At 62.2% G+C, this 13,910-nt stretch carries 16 protein-coding genes; 4 read left to right on the plus strand and 12 right to left on the minus strand.

Annotated features, from left to right (window positions below):
- Positions 1 to 142: 142 nt before the first annotated feature.
- The 7 genes from ACMV8A_RS12620 to ACMV8A_RS12650 form a co-directional block, all read right to left on the minus strand.
- The gene (locus tag ACMV8A_RS12620) at positions 143 to 292 is read right to left on the minus strand and encodes a hypothetical protein (RefSeq protein ID WP_495326208.1); all 150 of its coding nucleotides are present in this window, start codon (positions 290 to 292) and stop codon (positions 143 to 145) included.
- 262 nt (positions 293 to 554) lie between these two features.
- Positions 555 to 872, minus strand: coding sequence for a hypothetical protein (locus ACMV8A_RS12625; RefSeq protein WP_495326209.1), 318 nt, complete (start codon positions 870 to 872; stop codon positions 555 to 557).
- A 2-nt stretch (positions 873 to 874) separates the two neighbouring features.
- The gene (locus ACMV8A_RS12630) at positions 875 to 1,072 is read right to left on the minus strand and encodes a hypothetical protein (RefSeq protein ID WP_495326211.1); all 198 of its coding nucleotides are present in this window, start codon (positions 1,070 to 1,072) and stop codon (positions 875 to 877) included.
- Between the two features lie 169 nt (positions 1,073 to 1,241).
- Entirely contained in the window at positions 1,242 to 1,706 is a 465-nt protein-coding gene (locus ACMV8A_RS12635; protein ID WP_495326213.1) for a hypothetical protein, read from the minus strand.
- Between the two features lie 141 nt (positions 1,707 to 1,847).
- Positions 1,848 to 2,072, minus strand: coding sequence for a type II toxin-antitoxin system MqsA family antitoxin (locus ACMV8A_RS12640; protein ID WP_495326214.1), 225 nt, complete (start codon positions 2,070 to 2,072; stop codon positions 1,848 to 1,850).
- Between the two features lie 97 nt (positions 2,073 to 2,169).
- Complete coding sequence (locus tag ACMV8A_RS12645) at positions 2,170 to 2,868, minus strand: TSCPD domain-containing protein (protein ID WP_495326215.1); 699 nt, start codon at positions 2,866 to 2,868, stop codon at positions 2,170 to 2,172.
- A gap of 211 nt (positions 2,869 to 3,079) precedes the next feature.
- The gene (locus ACMV8A_RS12650; protein WP_495326216.1) at positions 3,080 to 5,239 is read right to left on the minus strand and encodes an adenosylcobalamin-dependent ribonucleoside-diphosphate reductase; all 2,160 of its coding nucleotides are present in this window, start codon (positions 5,237 to 5,239) and stop codon (positions 3,080 to 3,082) included.
- A gap of 414 nt (positions 5,240 to 5,653) precedes the next feature.
- On the opposite strand from ACMV8A_RS12650, the gene ACMV8A_RS12655 reads away from it, so the two are divergent.
- The 4 genes from ACMV8A_RS12655 (at position 5,654) to ACMV8A_RS12670 (ending at position 9,818) form a co-directional block, all read left to right on the plus strand.
- On the plus strand, positions 5,654 to 6,085 hold the full coding sequence (locus ACMV8A_RS12655; protein ID WP_495326217.1) for an Hsp20/alpha crystallin family protein: 432 nt from the start codon (positions 5,654 to 5,656) through the stop codon (positions 6,083 to 6,085).
- Between the two features lie 61 nt (positions 6,086 to 6,146).
- A complete protein-coding gene (locus ACMV8A_RS12660) occupies positions 6,147 to 7,100 on the plus strand; it encodes a DnaJ C-terminal domain-containing protein (RefSeq protein ID WP_495326218.1) in 954 nt (317 codons plus the stop codon).
- Between the two features lie 659 nt (positions 7,101 to 7,759).
- Entirely contained in the window at positions 7,760 to 8,263 is a 504-nt protein-coding gene (locus tag ACMV8A_RS12665) for an Hsp20/alpha crystallin family protein (RefSeq protein WP_495326220.1), read from the plus strand.
- 196 nt (positions 8,264 to 8,459) lie between these two features.
- Positions 8,460 to 9,818 carry a DegQ family serine endoprotease gene (locus tag ACMV8A_RS12670; protein WP_495326221.1) on the plus strand — a complete coding sequence of 453 codons (1,359 nt, stop codon included), beginning with the start codon at positions 8,460 to 8,462 and terminating at the stop codon, positions 9,816 to 9,818.
- A gap of 886 nt (positions 9,819 to 10,704) precedes the next feature.
- Here the strand turns inward: ACMV8A_RS12670 and ACMV8A_RS12675 are convergent.
- The 5 genes from ACMV8A_RS12675 to ACMV8A_RS12695 form a co-directional block, all read right to left on the minus strand.
- The gene (locus ACMV8A_RS12675) at positions 10,705 to 11,448 is read right to left on the minus strand and encodes a class I SAM-dependent methyltransferase (protein WP_495326223.1); all 744 of its coding nucleotides are present in this window, start codon (positions 11,446 to 11,448) and stop codon (positions 10,705 to 10,707) included.
- A 2-nt stretch (positions 11,449 to 11,450) separates the two neighbouring features.
- Positions 11,451 to 11,927 carry a phosphate-starvation-inducible PsiE family protein gene (locus ACMV8A_RS12680; RefSeq protein ID WP_495326224.1) on the minus strand — a complete coding sequence of 159 codons (477 nt, stop codon included), beginning with the start codon at positions 11,925 to 11,927 and terminating at the stop codon, positions 11,451 to 11,453.
- Positions 11,928 to 12,012: 85 nt separating this feature from the next.
- Complete coding sequence (locus ACMV8A_RS12685; RefSeq protein ID WP_495326226.1) at positions 12,013 to 12,426, minus strand: type II toxin-antitoxin system VapC family toxin; 414 nt, start codon at positions 12,424 to 12,426, stop codon at positions 12,013 to 12,015.
- Positions 12,423 to 12,656, minus strand: a complete 234-nt coding sequence (locus ACMV8A_RS12690; RefSeq protein WP_495326227.1) for an AbrB/MazE/SpoVT family DNA-binding domain-containing protein — start codon at positions 12,654 to 12,656, stop codon at positions 12,423 to 12,425. Before ACMV8A_RS12690 ends, ACMV8A_RS12685 begins: the two co-directional genes overlap by 4 nt.
- Before the next feature lie 86 nt (positions 12,657 to 12,742).
- Complete coding sequence (locus tag ACMV8A_RS12695) at positions 12,743 to 13,660, minus strand: transposase (RefSeq protein WP_495326228.1); 918 nt, start codon at positions 13,658 to 13,660, stop codon at positions 12,743 to 12,745.
- Positions 13,661 to 13,910: the final 250 nt, after the last annotated feature.

Consider the following 13,910-nt stretch of genomic DNA (forward strand, 5'->3'; position numbering starts at 1 on the left):
GCGCCGCACCTATCCTATAGCGCCAACACGCCATCCATCACGGTATGGTTGGCGCTGACGCAGAAAGCCCAACACTCCCGGCCCCCACCAAGGGCAACGCACGTTACCCGCGCCTCAAAGCGCGAGAACATCCCTGAACCAGCTAACGCGCCACCGCGATCAGCACACCGGCAGCAATCGACAGTCCAGCCATAACCACACCGATACCGGAAAAGCTGAGGTGCAGCAGTGGAATCAGGCCATTCAACACGAGCCAGATGGCCAGCACGAGGAAACCGATTTTTCTAGTCAATTTAATTCCTCTCCCTACGATTCAATCATGATTAACCGGACTCAATATACTGCCCAGCCGAGGCAGAAAACCGTTATCTTCTCCAGATTATTCTGTAATGCCCCGAGCGGGGCATCATCGTAGGTTGGCGCTGACGCCGGAAGCCCAACGATCGGCGTCCGCAGGACACCAACAACGCAAGCCTAGCCCCTGCCGCCCTGCCTCTTAATCTCTGTGTCCGCTTTTACAATGTATTTCAACCCAACCGCACTGCGTTCTCTACCTATTTCGACAATGCTCTCCCGGGCGCGGCGAACACCAGTACCCAAACCATCATCGCGGCCGCGACAGCAATCTGCCTGCGCCATTCGTCCGACACGTCGGGAAAGAAGAATCCAATGGCAAACCAAACGGCTGCACCAACCAGCAATTGCATTGCCACGAACGCGAATAGCAACAATAAAGCGAGCGTCAGTTTCCTGAGCGAGGAGAATGCATCGGCAGGCCGCTCCGCATCGCCGTCACGCTGCATCACGCGGTGGGCCGTGTACCACAGGGCAAGGAACCCCGCGCCAATCAAGATAAGCAAATAGATCGACATGCTCACCCTTTCAACAGCCAATAAACCAGCATGCCGGCAAATCCGATCACAAATGCTACCGCGCCTATGACAAATGCCTTGCCCCATCCAAGGGGCTTGCCCACAAGCCTGGCGACCAATTTTGCGAGCAATGCAGAACCGACGACGATAGCCGGCGGCAACCCGTACACGAACAGCAGAAACTCATCCCATGCATCCACTACTGCGCGCCCTTTGCCTGCAAGAACCGACCTGGAGCAGACTGCAAAAGTATATCTGCCGCCCTTTGCTGCTCGTCACCTTCGTTGCTCAACCGTCGCCGTAGGTTGACGCTGACGCTGGAAGCTCAACAATACAGCGATTCCGTTGGGCTTCGTGCCTCAGCCCAACCTACCATCTCTGAAACCGTGGTCTGTCCCCGGTTGTTCCGGTTGTTCCCAGATGGCCACGCTTGTGCCGGTGATAAATCTCATTGGTCGTGAATGACAACACGTTGAGGGCGATCAAAAACCAGCCCACACCTGGTGTCGGCCGACCGCGCACCGCATCATCGATGACCAACCACAACATAAAACCCAGGATGAGCAAGTGCGCTATCCGCCACAGCTTATGCCCCCCCGCCGTGGCGGCAGACACTGCAAAAAAATAACCGGCGATGGGCGCCAGAAATAAGATCAGGGTAAGCAACGTGCGCGGGTCCGGTGCAAGGGAGCCGCCCCTGAACAGGAAGAACACGAAAACCAGCATGGCAATGCCATACATCCAGTTGCCAAATCGCCAATAGGGATTCGCGCGCCACGTTGTCGCGCCGCGCTCCAGTGCCGCGCGTGGCGGAAGATAAGGGTTGATCGTCACGACAGTTTCAGAGGCATGACCTTCGTCACTGGAGCAAATGAGAGTAGATTCGAGTGAATTCTAGTCTAACTCCATTTCTTAGCTGAATTGCGGGCCTCGTGCCCATCATATGGGAATGGTGTCCGCTTCGCGCAGCATGAGCTACGCCGCGTAGCGCACAATCTCCACTTCGGCGCCCTGGCGGATCGCCTCTTCCGCGCGGCTCATGAGCCGGTCGGTCACTTCACCGGAAAGATAGTATTCGCCGCAGTTCTCGCATACCCCTGCCGGAACATCCTTGAAGATCACCACGCTGCCGCCCCGCTCGAGGGTAACGGTGACATGGCCCGGCCGGGTTGCGCCGTATCTACAAAATACGCACTGCATGCCTACCTCCTCGTCCTGAAATCGTCGCTTCACAATATTGAGGGCGACTTCACTCCTGTGGCGGTTGCGTTATATCTCCGCGAGCCTGCGACTTATATCAACCGCACTTGGAATCGCCACAGTTCAGACAAGTCATACACCCATCCATCTGGATCACGGCCTTGGTGTGACACTTGCCGCACAGCTGGGCGCTGTCGGGAAACTCGCTCGGTTCCTTGGCCTCGGCGTCCTTCACGGTGGCGTCGTACTGGGCACGCTTTTCGGCGATCAGCTTGCGCTGGTGTTCGTCGAGGTCGTTGTCCTTGATGAGGCCGATCATGCGCAGGTGGCATTCGATGGCGTCGCCGATCTCGGCCACCAGGGAAGGCATGTATTTGCCACCCTTCTTGAAGTAGCCGCCACGCGGGTCGAACACCGAGCGCAGTTCTTCCACCAGGAAGGTGACGTCACCACCTTTGCGGAACACGGCGGAGATGATGCGGGTGAGGGCGACGATCCACTGGAAGTGGTCCATGTTCTTCGAGTTGATGAACACCTCGAAGGGGCGGCGCAGTTCGTGCGGGGTGCCGGCGTTGAGGATCACGTCGTTGATGGTGACGTAGAGGGCGTGTTCGGACAGCGGCGTCTTCACCTTGTAGGTGGAGCCGAGCAGCATCTCCGGGCGCTCCAGCGTCTCGGTCAGGTGGACGACGTTGCTTTCCTTCTTGACCTCGGCGACGGCGGGTGCCTGTTCCTTCTTGTCGTCCTCTTTGACGACACCGTAGCCGACGATTTTCTTTTCGATCTTGATGGCCATGTGGTTTTCTCCTTAGCCGGGGTTAAGAACGGTGGGCACGGAGCTGGTTTGGTTGTTCTCCGTGCCCACCGTGGCTTTCCCCCTGGCAAAACGCTGTTGTTGTGTCCTTTTTTCTATCCCCTCACCCTAACCCTCTCCCTGGGGGAGAGGGGACTTCCCCCCTCCCGACCTCCCCCACAAGTGGGGGGAGGAGAAAGAAGGGGCGGGCGGATTAGAACTTGCCGTAATAGCCTTCCTTGATGGCGTCGTACAGGTTGGCGGCGGTATGCATCTCGCCGTCGTATTCGATCTCTTCGTTGCCCTTCACTTCCAGCACCTGGCCGTCTTCCAGTTCGAAGCGGTAGGTGGTGTTCTCCAGGTCCTTGTCCTTGACCAGGACGCCCTGGAAGGCCTCGGGGTTGAAGCGGAAGGTGGTGCAGCCCTTGAGGTCCTGCTCGTAGGCGTAGAGGTAGATGTCCTTGAAGTCCTCGTAGGGGAAATCCGTGGGGACGTTCGCCGTCTTGGAGATGGAGGAGTCGATCCACTTCTGCGCCGCGGCCTGGATGTCGACGTGCTGCTTGGGAGTGACTTCATCGGCGGAGATGAAGTAGTCGGGCAGCTTCTGCTCCGGCTTGTCGGCGTAGGGCATGGCCTGGGCGTTGACCAGTTCGCGGTAGGCGAGCAATTCGAAGGAAAACACGTCCACCTTCTCCTTGGTCTTCTTGCCTTCGCGGATCACGTTGCGCGCGTAGTGGTGCGCGAAAGATGGCTCGATGCCGTTGCTGGCGTTATTGGCCAGGGACAGGGAGATGGTGCCGGTGGGGGCGATGGAGCTGTGGTGGGTGAAGCGGCAGCCCACCTCGGCCAGCGCGTTGACCAGCTCCGGATCGACCTCAGCGACGCGCTGCATGTAACGGCTGTAGCGCGCGTGCAGCACCTTGCCCTTCACCTTGTGGCCGACCTTGTAGCCGTCCTTCTTCATCTCCGGACGCTTGCGCAGCATGTCGCCGGTGACGGTGAACTCCTGCTCCATGATCGGGGCCGGACCTTTCTCCTTCGCCAGGTCGAGGCCGGCGCGCCAGCCCACCAGGGCCATTTCGCGCGTGACGCGCTCGGTGAAGGCGATCGAGTCGTCATCGCCGTACTTCATGCGCAGCATGGTCAGGGTGGAGCCGAGGCCGAGATAGCCCATGCCGTGGCGGCGCTTGGTGGTGATCTCGATGCGCTGCTGCTCCAGCGGCAGGCCATTGATCTCCACCACGTTGTCCAGCATGCGGGTGAACACGGCGACCGCCTCGCGGAAGGTGTCCCAGTCGAAGCGCGCCTTGTCCGTGAACGGGTCGAGCACGAACTTGGTCAGGTTGATGGAGCCGAGCAGGCAGGAGCCGTAGGGCGGCAGACCTTGTTCACCGCAGGGGTTGGTGGCGCGGATGTTTTCGCAGAACCAATTGTTGTTCATCTCGTTGTACTGATCGATGAGGATGAAGCCCGGTTCGGCGAAGTCGTAGGTGGAGGCCATGATCATGTCCCACAGACGACGCGCGCGGATGGTCTTGTAGATCTTGCAGGCGACCAGGCCTTCGTCGTTGGCGATGTAGCCCTGGCTGGTGGGCCACTCACGCCACACCACGCTGGCGCGGTCGGACAGGTCGATGTTGTCGATCTCCACTTCCTTCTCGGACAGCGGGAAGGCCAGTTCCCAATCGGCGTCGGCCTTGACCGCTTCCATGAAGTCGCGCGTCACCAGCAGCGACAGGTTGAACTGGCGCAGGCGGCCGTCCTCCCGCTTGGCGCGGATGAAATCCGTCACATCCGGGTGGCCGACATCGAAGGTGGCCATCTGCGCACCGCGGCGGCCGCCGGCGGAGGAGACGGTGAAACACATCTTGTCGAAGATATCCATGAAGGACAGCGGGCCGGAGGTGTAGGCACCGGCGCCGGCGACGAAGGCGCCCTTGGGGCGCAGGGTGGAGAACTCGTAGCCGATGCCGCAGCCGGCCTTGAGGGTCAGCCCCGCCTCGTGCACCTTGCTCAGGATATCGTCCATGGAGTCGCGCACCGTGCCGGACACCGTGCAGTTGATGGTGGAGGTGGCAGGTTTGTAGGCCAGCGCGCCAGCATTGGAGGTGATGCGGCCGGCCGGGATGGCGCCCTGGCGCAGCGCCCACAGGAAGCGGCCGTACCACTCCTCACGCTTGTCCTGGGTTTCCTCAACGTCGGCCAGGGCGCGGGCGACGCGCTGGTAGGTCTCGTCGATGCTCTGGTCGATGACCTCGCCGGACTTGGTCTTGAGGCGGTATTTCTTGTCCCAGATATCCAGGGACGCGGGTTGGAACGGAATTTCGGTAACTGTGGTGGAAACTGCCTTGAGGTGTGCCGTGCTCTTGGTCACTTAATCAATTCTCCCTTTATTGTTGTCTTGCTCAGGTGCCGCCGCCGTCCTGACGACACATTGTGGTCCTGATGCTGCTCAACACAATATGTTGTTATGGGCGCAATAGATTAGGGATGACACCCTGGACTGTCAACAAAAAGAAATTTATTGCAAAACAACGTGTTAAAAGTTTTCTTTGTGGATTCAGAGAGATAGAAAACGCACCGCAATTGTGCAACACAACACAATATATAGTGTTGCTTATATTGCAGTTTCGGGAGCCTTTTTCACGAAAGTAAGTTCTTACCAACATGCCACCAGCCCGCCGCCGGACTACGATTTCCTTGCCCATGATGCGGCCTTGAACTGCCGCCGGCCCATTCCCATATGTGGGATCAGCTATCCCCTCAACCCAAGATAAGGAGGTTAATCATGAGCCTGGTTCGTTACGATCCCTGGAGCCTGTTGGACCAGCTGCGCCGTGAGATGGACCGCAGCTACGAGGGCCGCGAGGAAGGCGGCATCAGCACCGCGTCCGACTGGGTCCCCGCCGTAGACATCAAGGAGGAAGGCGACTGCTTCCTGATCCGCGCCGACGTCCCCGGCGTCGATCCCAAGGCCATCGAGGTCCATGCCGAGAACGGCATGCTGACCATCAAGGGCGAACGCGAGTCGGAAAAGAAGGAGGAGAAGGAAGGCTATAAGCGGGTGGAGCGCGTCTACGGCAGCTTCTTCCGCCGCTTCAGCCTGCCCGACACCGCCGACACCGACAAGATCAGCGCCAAGAGCAACAACGGCGTGCTGGAGATCCGCGTGCCGAAACATGAGAAGGTACAGCCGCGCAAAATCACGGTGGAAGGCTGATCCCCTCTTCACCCTCCCCCGCGCATGGGGGAGGGTGCTTTGAGACGGCATCCCGCTCAGCATGCAATACAAGGACTACTACAAAATCCTCGGCGTGGAGCGCTCTGCCACCCAGGACGACATCAAACGCGCCTACCGCCGGCTGGCGCGCAAATACCATCCCGACGTCAGCAAAGAACCGGACGCCGAGGAACGCTTCAAGGAAGTTAACGAGGCGCACGAGGTGCTGCAGGATCCGGAAAAGCGTGCCGCCTACGATCGCCTCGGTGCCAACTGGAAGGCCGGCCAGGACTTTACCCCGCCACCGGGCTGGGACACCGGCTTCGAATTCCGCGGCGGCAGCGGCTTCAGCGGCAGCGACTTCTCCGATTTCTTCGAAAGCCTGTTCGGCCACGGCAGTCCCTTCGGCGACACCTTCCAGCAAGGGCGCGGCGGACGGGGCTTTCGCCTGCGTGGCGAGGACCGCCGCGCCAAGATCCGCATCCGCCTGGAAGACGCCTTCCACGGCGGTGAGCGCGCCATCCGCCTGGAGACCCCGCAGGTGGATGCCGGCGGCCACGTCACGCTGCGCCCGCATACCCTCAAGGTGCGCCTCCCCGCTGGCATCAGCGCCGGTCAGCAGATTCGTCTTGCCGGCAAGGGCTCGCCCGGACAGGGCGGTGGCCCGGCAGGTGATCTGTACCTGGAAATCGAGTTCGAGCCGCATGCGCTCTATACCATCGACGGACGCGACATCTATCTCGACCTGCCCATCACGCCGTGGGAGGCCGCCCTCGGCGCCCGCCTCGCCGTGCCCACCCTGGGCGGCGCGGTGGAGATGAAGATCCCCGCCGGCGCGCGCAGCGGCCAGAAACTGCGCCTCAAGGGCCGTGGCCTGCCCGGTCACCCGCCCGGCGATCAATACGCCGTGCTGCAGATCGTCACGCCGCCGGCAGATAACGCCAAGGCGAAAAAATTTTACGAGGACATGGCCAAGGCCATGCCGTTCAATCCAAGGCGGCATCTGGAGAGTTGACACCTCCCCATGGCCATGGGGGAGGCCGGAAGGGGGCGGCCATCGAAGCCCCCCACCCCAACCCTCCCCGCCGAGCGGGGAGGGAGCTTATCCCCTCCCCCACAACCGGGGGGAGGCCACTTGATTCCTCCCCCCATGACCGTGGGGGAGGCCACTTATTCTCCTCCCCCATGACCGTGGGGGAGGCCACTTATTCCTCCTCCCCCATGAACATGGGGGAGGCCGGGAGGGGGCGCCCGTCGAAGCCCCCTCCCCAACCCTCCCCGCCGGGCGGGGAGGGAGCTTGCTCTCCTCCCCCATGACATGGGGGAGGCCGGGAGGGGGCGCCCGTCTAAGCCCCCCTCCCCAACCCTCCCCACCGGGCGGGGAGGGAGCTTGCTCTCCTCCCCCATGACATGGGGGAGGCCGGGAGGGGGCGCCCGTCAAAGCCCCCTCCCCAACCCTCCCCGCCGAGCGGGGAGGGAGCTTGCTCTCCTCCCCCATGACATGGGGGCGGCCGGGAGGGGGCGCCCATCTAAGCCCCCCTCCCCAACCCTCCCCGCCGGGCGGGGAGGGAGCTTGCTCTCCTCCCTCATGACATGGGGGAGGCCGGGAGGGGGCGCGCGGAACTTGCCGCCATACCCCCTGTCTTTCATAACGCTGTTCACAAGGAGACGAGCATGAGCACACTGGAACAGATTCGTCACGGCCTGTCCCGCGCCTGGGACTCGGTGGCCGAAGGCTGGCAGCAACTGCGCGAGCGAGCGGCGCAGGCGATGACGCGCTACACCCCGACGCGTCACGGCGGCACCGTGGAAACCACGGAAGATCAGATTGCCGCCAGCAGTGCGCGCTGGGGCCTGCTCGCCGCCGAGGTGCAGGAGAACGACGACGAGGTCGTCGTGCGTCTGGAGGCACCTGGGATGGAGAAGGAACAGTTCGACATCAACGTGATCGACGGCCGCTATCTCAGCGTGCGCGGCGAGAAGCGCGTGCAGCGCGAGGAAAAGCGCGGCCGCTATCATGTCATGGAATGCGCCTACGGCCGCTTCGAGCGCGCGGTCGCCCTGCCTGCCGAGGTGGACGACAGCCGTGCCAAGGCCAGCTACCGCAACGGCGTGCTGCGCATCACTCTGCCCAAGGTAAGCGGCGGTGGCATGCGTCGCATTCAGGTACAGGGTTGATCACCTATTCCTTGTAGGAACCGAGTCTCTCGGCGCTAGGGCGCATAACCTCGGCAAGCATTCGCCGAGAGACTCGGCTCTTACCGTACGTCACAGCAGTTCACCAAACGCGTATGGCAGCATACGTTACAACAGACCACCGGCATCCCACACCACGGCCTGCGCGCCGTTGCATTCACTGACATCGAGGCACTTCATGCACAAATACCTCTTCGCCCTGCTGCTGCTCCTCGCAGCCAGCGCCCCCATACACGCCGCCCTGCCCGTCGCCGACAGCCAGGGCGAGCCGCTGCCGACCCTGGCACCAATGCTGGAAAAAACTGTCCCTGCGGTGGTGAACATCTTCACCCGCACGCGCGTGCCGGTGCAGCAGAATCCGCTGCTGGCCGATCCCTTCTTCCGCCGCTTCTTCGATGCACCGGAACAGCCGCGCGAGCGCATCACGCAAAGCCTCGGCTCCGGTGTGGTGCTCGACGCCGCCAAGGGCTACATCGTCACCAACCATCACGTCATCGATCGCGCGGTGGAGATCGCCGTGCATCTGGCCGACGGCCGCACCTTGCAGGCGGAGCTGGTGGGCAGCGATCCGGAAACCGATGTGGCGGTGATCAAGGTGCCTGCGGAAAATCTCCGCGCCCTGCAACTGGCCGACTCGGATCAGTTGCGCGTGGGCGATTTCGTCGTCGCCATCGGCAATCCCTTCGGCCTGGGCCAGACCGTCACCTCCGGCATCGTCAGCGCCGTGGGCCGCTCCGGCCTCGGCATCGAAGGCTACGAAGACTTCATCCAGACCGACGCCTCGATCAATCCCGGCAACTCCGGCGGCGCGCTGGTCAACCTGCGCGGCGAACTGGTGGGCATCAACACTGCGATCCTGTCGCAGAGCGGTGGCAACGTCGGCATCGGCTTCGCCATCCCCATCAACATGGCGAAGGAAATCATGGCGCAACTGATCGAACACGGCGAAGTGCGCCGCGGCGTGCTCGGCGCACAGGCGCAGGATCTCACGCCGGAACTGGCCCAGGCCTTCGGCCTCAGCGCGCAACGCGGCGCCGTGGTCACGCAAGTCACCGCCGGTTCCCCCGCCGACAAGGCCGGCCTCAAGAGCGGCGACATCATCACCCACCTCAACGGCCGCCCGGTGCGCGACGCCTCCGACGTGCGCAACGTCATCGGCCTGCTGCGCATCGGCCAGAAGGTGGAAATGCAGGTGATGCGCAACGGTAAGCCACACACCCTGCGCGCCATGGTGGAACAACCGCGCGCCACCACCGTCGGCGGCGACAAGCTGCACCCGCGCCTCGCCGGCGCCGTCATCGGCGACATCATCGAAGGCATGCCGATATACGGCCGCATCGAAGGCGTGGTGATACTGGAAGTGGAACCGGGCAGCCCAGCCATGCGCGCCGGGCTGCGCAAGGGTGACGTCATCGTCCAGGCCAACCGCCAGGACATCAGCGACCTCGCCGGCCTGCGCAAGGTCGTGCGCCCCAAATCACCGCTGCTGCTCAACGTGCAACGGCGCGAAGGGGCGTTGTTTATCCTGCTGCAGTGAAGGTAGTTCTCCTCCCCCATGACCATGGAGGAGGCCGGGAGGGGGCGCCTATTGAAGCCCCCCACCCCAACCCTCCTCGCCCCAGCGGGGGGGGGTTATCCCCTCCCCCACGACAGTGGGGGAGGCCGGGAGGGGGCGCCTTTCGAAGCCCCCCCTCACCAACCCTCCCCGCCGAGCGGGCGGGCTTATCCCCTCCCCCACGACAGCGGGGGAGGCCGGGAGGGGGCGCCTTTCGAAGCCCCCCCCTCACCAACCCTCCCCGCCGAGCGGGCGGGCTTATCCCCTCCCCCACGACAGTGGGGGAGGCCGGGAGGGGGCGCCTTTCGAAGCCCCCCTCACCAACCCTCCCCGCCGAGCGGGCGGGCTTATCCCCTCCCCCACGACAGTGGGGGAGGCCGGGAGGGGGTGCCTGTCGAAGCCCCCCACCCCAACCCTCCCCGCCCAGCAGGGAGGGAGGTTATCCCCTCCCCCACAACAGTGGGGGAGGCCGGGAGGGGGCGCCTTTCGAACCCCCCCACCCCAACCCTCCCCGCCCAGCAGGGAGGGAGCTTCCCTCCTCCCCCACGACCATGGAGGAGGCCGGGAGGGAGCGCCTTTCGAAGCCCCCCTCACCAACCCTCCTCGCCCCAGCGGGGGGAGGTTATCCCCTCCCCCACGACAGTGGGGGAGGCCGGGAGGGAGCGCCTTTCGAAGCCCCCCTCACCAACCCTCCCCGCCCCAGCGGGGGGAGGTTATCCCCTCCCCCACGACAGTGGGGGAGGCCGGGAGGGGGCGCCTGTCGAACCCCCCCACCCCAACCCTCCCCGCCCAGCAGGGAGGGAGTTTGCTCCCCTCCCCCATAACCATGGGGGAGGCCGGGAGGGGGCGCTAAACGCGCCCCGCCCCCTCACACACGCCCCACCCGCATAAACAACGGCCATACCACACGCTGCGGCGCCGCGACCTCGCCCCACGCCGCCGTCAGCTCTTCTGCAATCAATGACAACGGATCAACGCCACGCTCCTGGCGATAGCGCTGCACCGCCGACCAGGTACCGAGGTATCCTATCAGTTGCTCCAGCGTCCACTCCGCCTCCATGGCGAACGGCGGCGCCGCGATCTCGTCGAGGGGAAACGGCAGCGTACGATACCGCTCCTCCACGTAACGCCGCTCCGGCGGCCAGTACGGCCCGGTGATCGGCTCGTACAGCCGCCACACCGACGCATCGACCGCAGGGTTCACCTGCATCAGGCCGTAACTCCACGCCGCCAGCACGCCGCCAGGTTTCAACACCCGCGCGGCCTCGGCATAGAAGGCAGGGAAATGAAACCAGTGTAGGGCCTGGCCGACACTGATCAGATCGACACTGTGTGCCGCGACGCCGGAGTCCTCTGCCGGCGCCACCGTATAACGCACCCGCGGATGCGCCTTCGCTGCCGCGATCTGTTGGGCGCTGGCATCGGTGGCAATGACATGATCGAAAAACTCCGCCAGCCCCACAGCGGCCTGCCCATTGCCGGTGGCACAGTCCCACACCCGCTCGCGCGCCGGTGCCTGCTGCGCCAGCCAGGCGAACAACGCGTGTGGATAGCCGGGACGATAGCGGGTGTAGTCGGCGGCGTGGCCGGAGAAGTGATCCTTGAAAGCCATGCTCAGGTGCGCGCGCGCCCCGACACCAGCCAATAGGTGACGCCCAGCGCCAGTACCACGGCGGCGGTGGCCCACACATACTCCGGGCCGACCGCATTGAAGTCGAACACGATGACCTTGCGCGCGATGGCCATCAGGGCGGTGGCGATGACCAGCTTGACGTGAATGATGTCGTCACGCAGGTACATGGTGATATTGACGAAGATCTCGATGGCGATCAACACGGCGAGGAAGGCGCCGAAGGTGGCAAGGATATCGTTGATGGCCAGCAGCATGAACGGCGGCGCCATCAGGCGCTGATACAACACCCACACCACATCGCCGATGCCCCACAGAATAACCAGCACCATCAGCACCGCCAACGCCCGCACTGCCTGGCGGATGACCTTGTGCAATCCGTCAATGAGCGGGTCACGGTGCTCGATGGAAAAATCGGTGTGATGCTCCGGGTCGTGCCGTCGTTGCTGCTCGTCGCTCACCGCCACACTCCTCTAATTTCCAAGGAAGCTCTGAATAAGTTCGGAGCTTCCCTAATTGGGGAGTCACCCATTACCCCATACCAAATCAAGGAACGATCACCCGCGGCTTGAGACCAAGCCGCTTGACTCTGCGCGCGAACTTGCGGTCGTCAAACGATGCCACGCTCTCACATTCACGATAACAAGTAAGATGCAAGGCGTCTGCAAAATCCAGACCCGCGTCAGTGTGGGAAAGCGCCTGTGTGACAGCTTCACGCTCCTCGACTGTGACGTGTGGCAGCGCAAGGAGATGATTCATGGCTGCCGCGATTTGGTGCGACGTAAAACCGTAATAGCCGCGCATCACCCATTCCAACTCGAGCAACACGGTTTTGCCCACCATCAGCGGTTGACCCGATTCAATCAGATCGCGAGCAGCCTGGTGCTGACTGGCTGCCTGCGCATCACTTTCATCCTGGACGTAGTAGCGCGCCAGGACGTTGGTATCGAGTCCAATCATGGCTTCAGCAAACTGGCCGGATCGAAATCGGCAGGCACAGCAGCACGCTTGCTCTTGAGCATGCCGAAACCGCTAGTTGGTATCTCGGCTGGAGAACTGACAACCCGTATCTCGACATGATCGTTTTTCAGAACAAAGGCAACCTTGCTACCCTGCCGGATACCCAGCTTTTGCCTTAGCGCCTTGGGTATAGTGACCTGTCCTTTACTCGTAACCGAAGTAGTATCCATACACACCTCCCACAACCCAGAAGTAATACCTGGTATGAATACTAGCAAAAGAAACAGCGATATCACAGCCAAGCGGGGTCAGTTCTTTACTTTATAGCTTCCAATATGGACGCCAACGGTCCCGTCGGCGGATTTGCCTCAATCTGTGCCTGAATCTGCGACACTCGCGGCGGCGAAATCAAAGCCAGCTGCGCCACCTCCTTGAGGCTCAAATTGGCAACCCGCCGCAACAGGTAAACCATGACCTGAAATGCCTGCTGATTCACACGACTGAACAGCGCTGCCGGCTCAAGACCATAAACTTTCGCTACCGCATCCACAATGACATCATGACTCGGGCGTAGCGGCCTGCGCTGCACGGAAGGAACATCTTCCGCCGGCTGCTCCGCTGCAAACTTTTCCATCCGCGCAAGGAAGGCATCGTCACCAAGATATATCTGGCCCGCCAGGTTCGCCCAAGGCGCCGCCAGCCCTATGCCATCGGCGACGAAACGCGCATACGCCGCCGGCGAGTGAAAGAGATTCCGCACCACATCCACCGCAAGCCAGCCTGGAGCTACTGCCAGCCCGGCTGTGGCCGCATAACTGCTCCACGCCCACAGGTCTGGCTGCGCCACCATCCCGGCCCGTACCGGGTTCAACACCACATAGCGACACAACTCGGACAAATAGGCGTCACGATCCACAACAATGGCCTTGTAACGGCCCTGAAATAGATGCCCCACCAAGCCATGGCGGCGATTGAACGCCTGGGTATAGACACCGTTGAGCCGCCGCATGCCGCGCCCCAGATTCGGCTCAGGCGTTTCGACTAACAAGTGAAAATGATTGGTCATCAGACAGTAGGCATAGAGTTGCCACCCCTGCTGCCGCACCTCCAGGCCCAGCAGATGCAAAAACTGCTGCCTGTCTTCATCATTGAGGAAAATGGGCTCACGGCGATCGCCGCGGCTGGTGACGTGGTATACGGCTCCGGGAAACTCCAGTCGTAATGGGCGCGCCATGGCACCTACCCTAGGCCGCAACAGCTATAAAGTAAAGAACTGACCCCTTTTCCCTACCCTAGGCCGCAACAGCTATAAAGTAAAGAACTGACCCCTTTTCCCGCTATTCAACAGCTATAAAGTAAAGAACTGACCCCTTTTCCCCCTCGGCTGGTGACGTGGTATACGGCTCCGGGAAACTCCAGTCGTAATGGGCGCGCCATGGCACCTACCCTAGGCCGCAACAGCTATAAAGTAAAGAACTGACCCC

It is taken from the genome of Sulfurivermis sp., from assembly GCF_059410345.1.

What these genes read in the sequence shown, in the direction of transcription:
- ACMV8A_RS12640 (WP_495326214.1), bottom strand. Translation starts at nt 2,072, where the DNA reads ATGCAGTGCGTATTTTGTAGATACGGCGCAACCCGGCCGGGCCATGTC.
- ACMV8A_RS12645 (WP_495326215.1), bottom strand. Translation starts at nt 2,868, where the DNA reads ATGGCCATCAAGATCGAAAAGAAAATCGTCGGCTACGGTGTCGTCAAA.
- ACMV8A_RS12695 (WP_495326228.1), bottom strand. Translation starts at nt 13,660, where the DNA reads ATGGCGCGCCCATTACGACTGGAGTTTCCCGGAGCCGTATACCACGTC.
- ACMV8A_RS12690 (WP_495326227.1), bottom strand. Translation starts at nt 12,656, where the DNA reads ATGGATACTACTTCGGTTACGAGTAAAGGACAGGTCACTATACCCAAG.
- ACMV8A_RS12625 (WP_495326209.1), bottom strand. Translation starts at nt 872, where the DNA reads ATGTCGATCTATTTGCTTATCTTGATTGGCGCGGGGTTCCTTGCCCTG.
- ACMV8A_RS12685 (WP_495326226.1), bottom strand. Translation starts at nt 12,426, where the DNA reads ATGATTGGACTCGATACCAACGTCCTGGCGCGCTACTACGTCCAGGAT.
- ACMV8A_RS12655 (WP_495326217.1), top strand. Translation starts at nt 5,654, where the DNA reads ATGAGCCTGGTTCGTTACGATCCCTGGAGCCTGTTGGACCAGCTGCGC.
- ACMV8A_RS12675 (WP_495326223.1), bottom strand. Translation starts at nt 11,448, where the DNA reads ATGGCTTTCAAGGATCACTTCTCCGGCCACGCCGCCGACTACACCCGC.
- ACMV8A_RS12665 (WP_495326220.1), top strand. Translation starts at nt 7,760, where the DNA reads ATGAGCACACTGGAACAGATTCGTCACGGCCTGTCCCGCGCCTGGGAC.
- ACMV8A_RS12660 (WP_495326218.1), top strand. Translation starts at nt 6,147, where the DNA reads ATGCAATACAAGGACTACTACAAAATCCTCGGCGTGGAGCGCTCTGCC.
- ACMV8A_RS12670 (WP_495326221.1), top strand. Translation starts at nt 8,460, where the DNA reads ATGCACAAATACCTCTTCGCCCTGCTGCTGCTCCTCGCAGCCAGCGCC.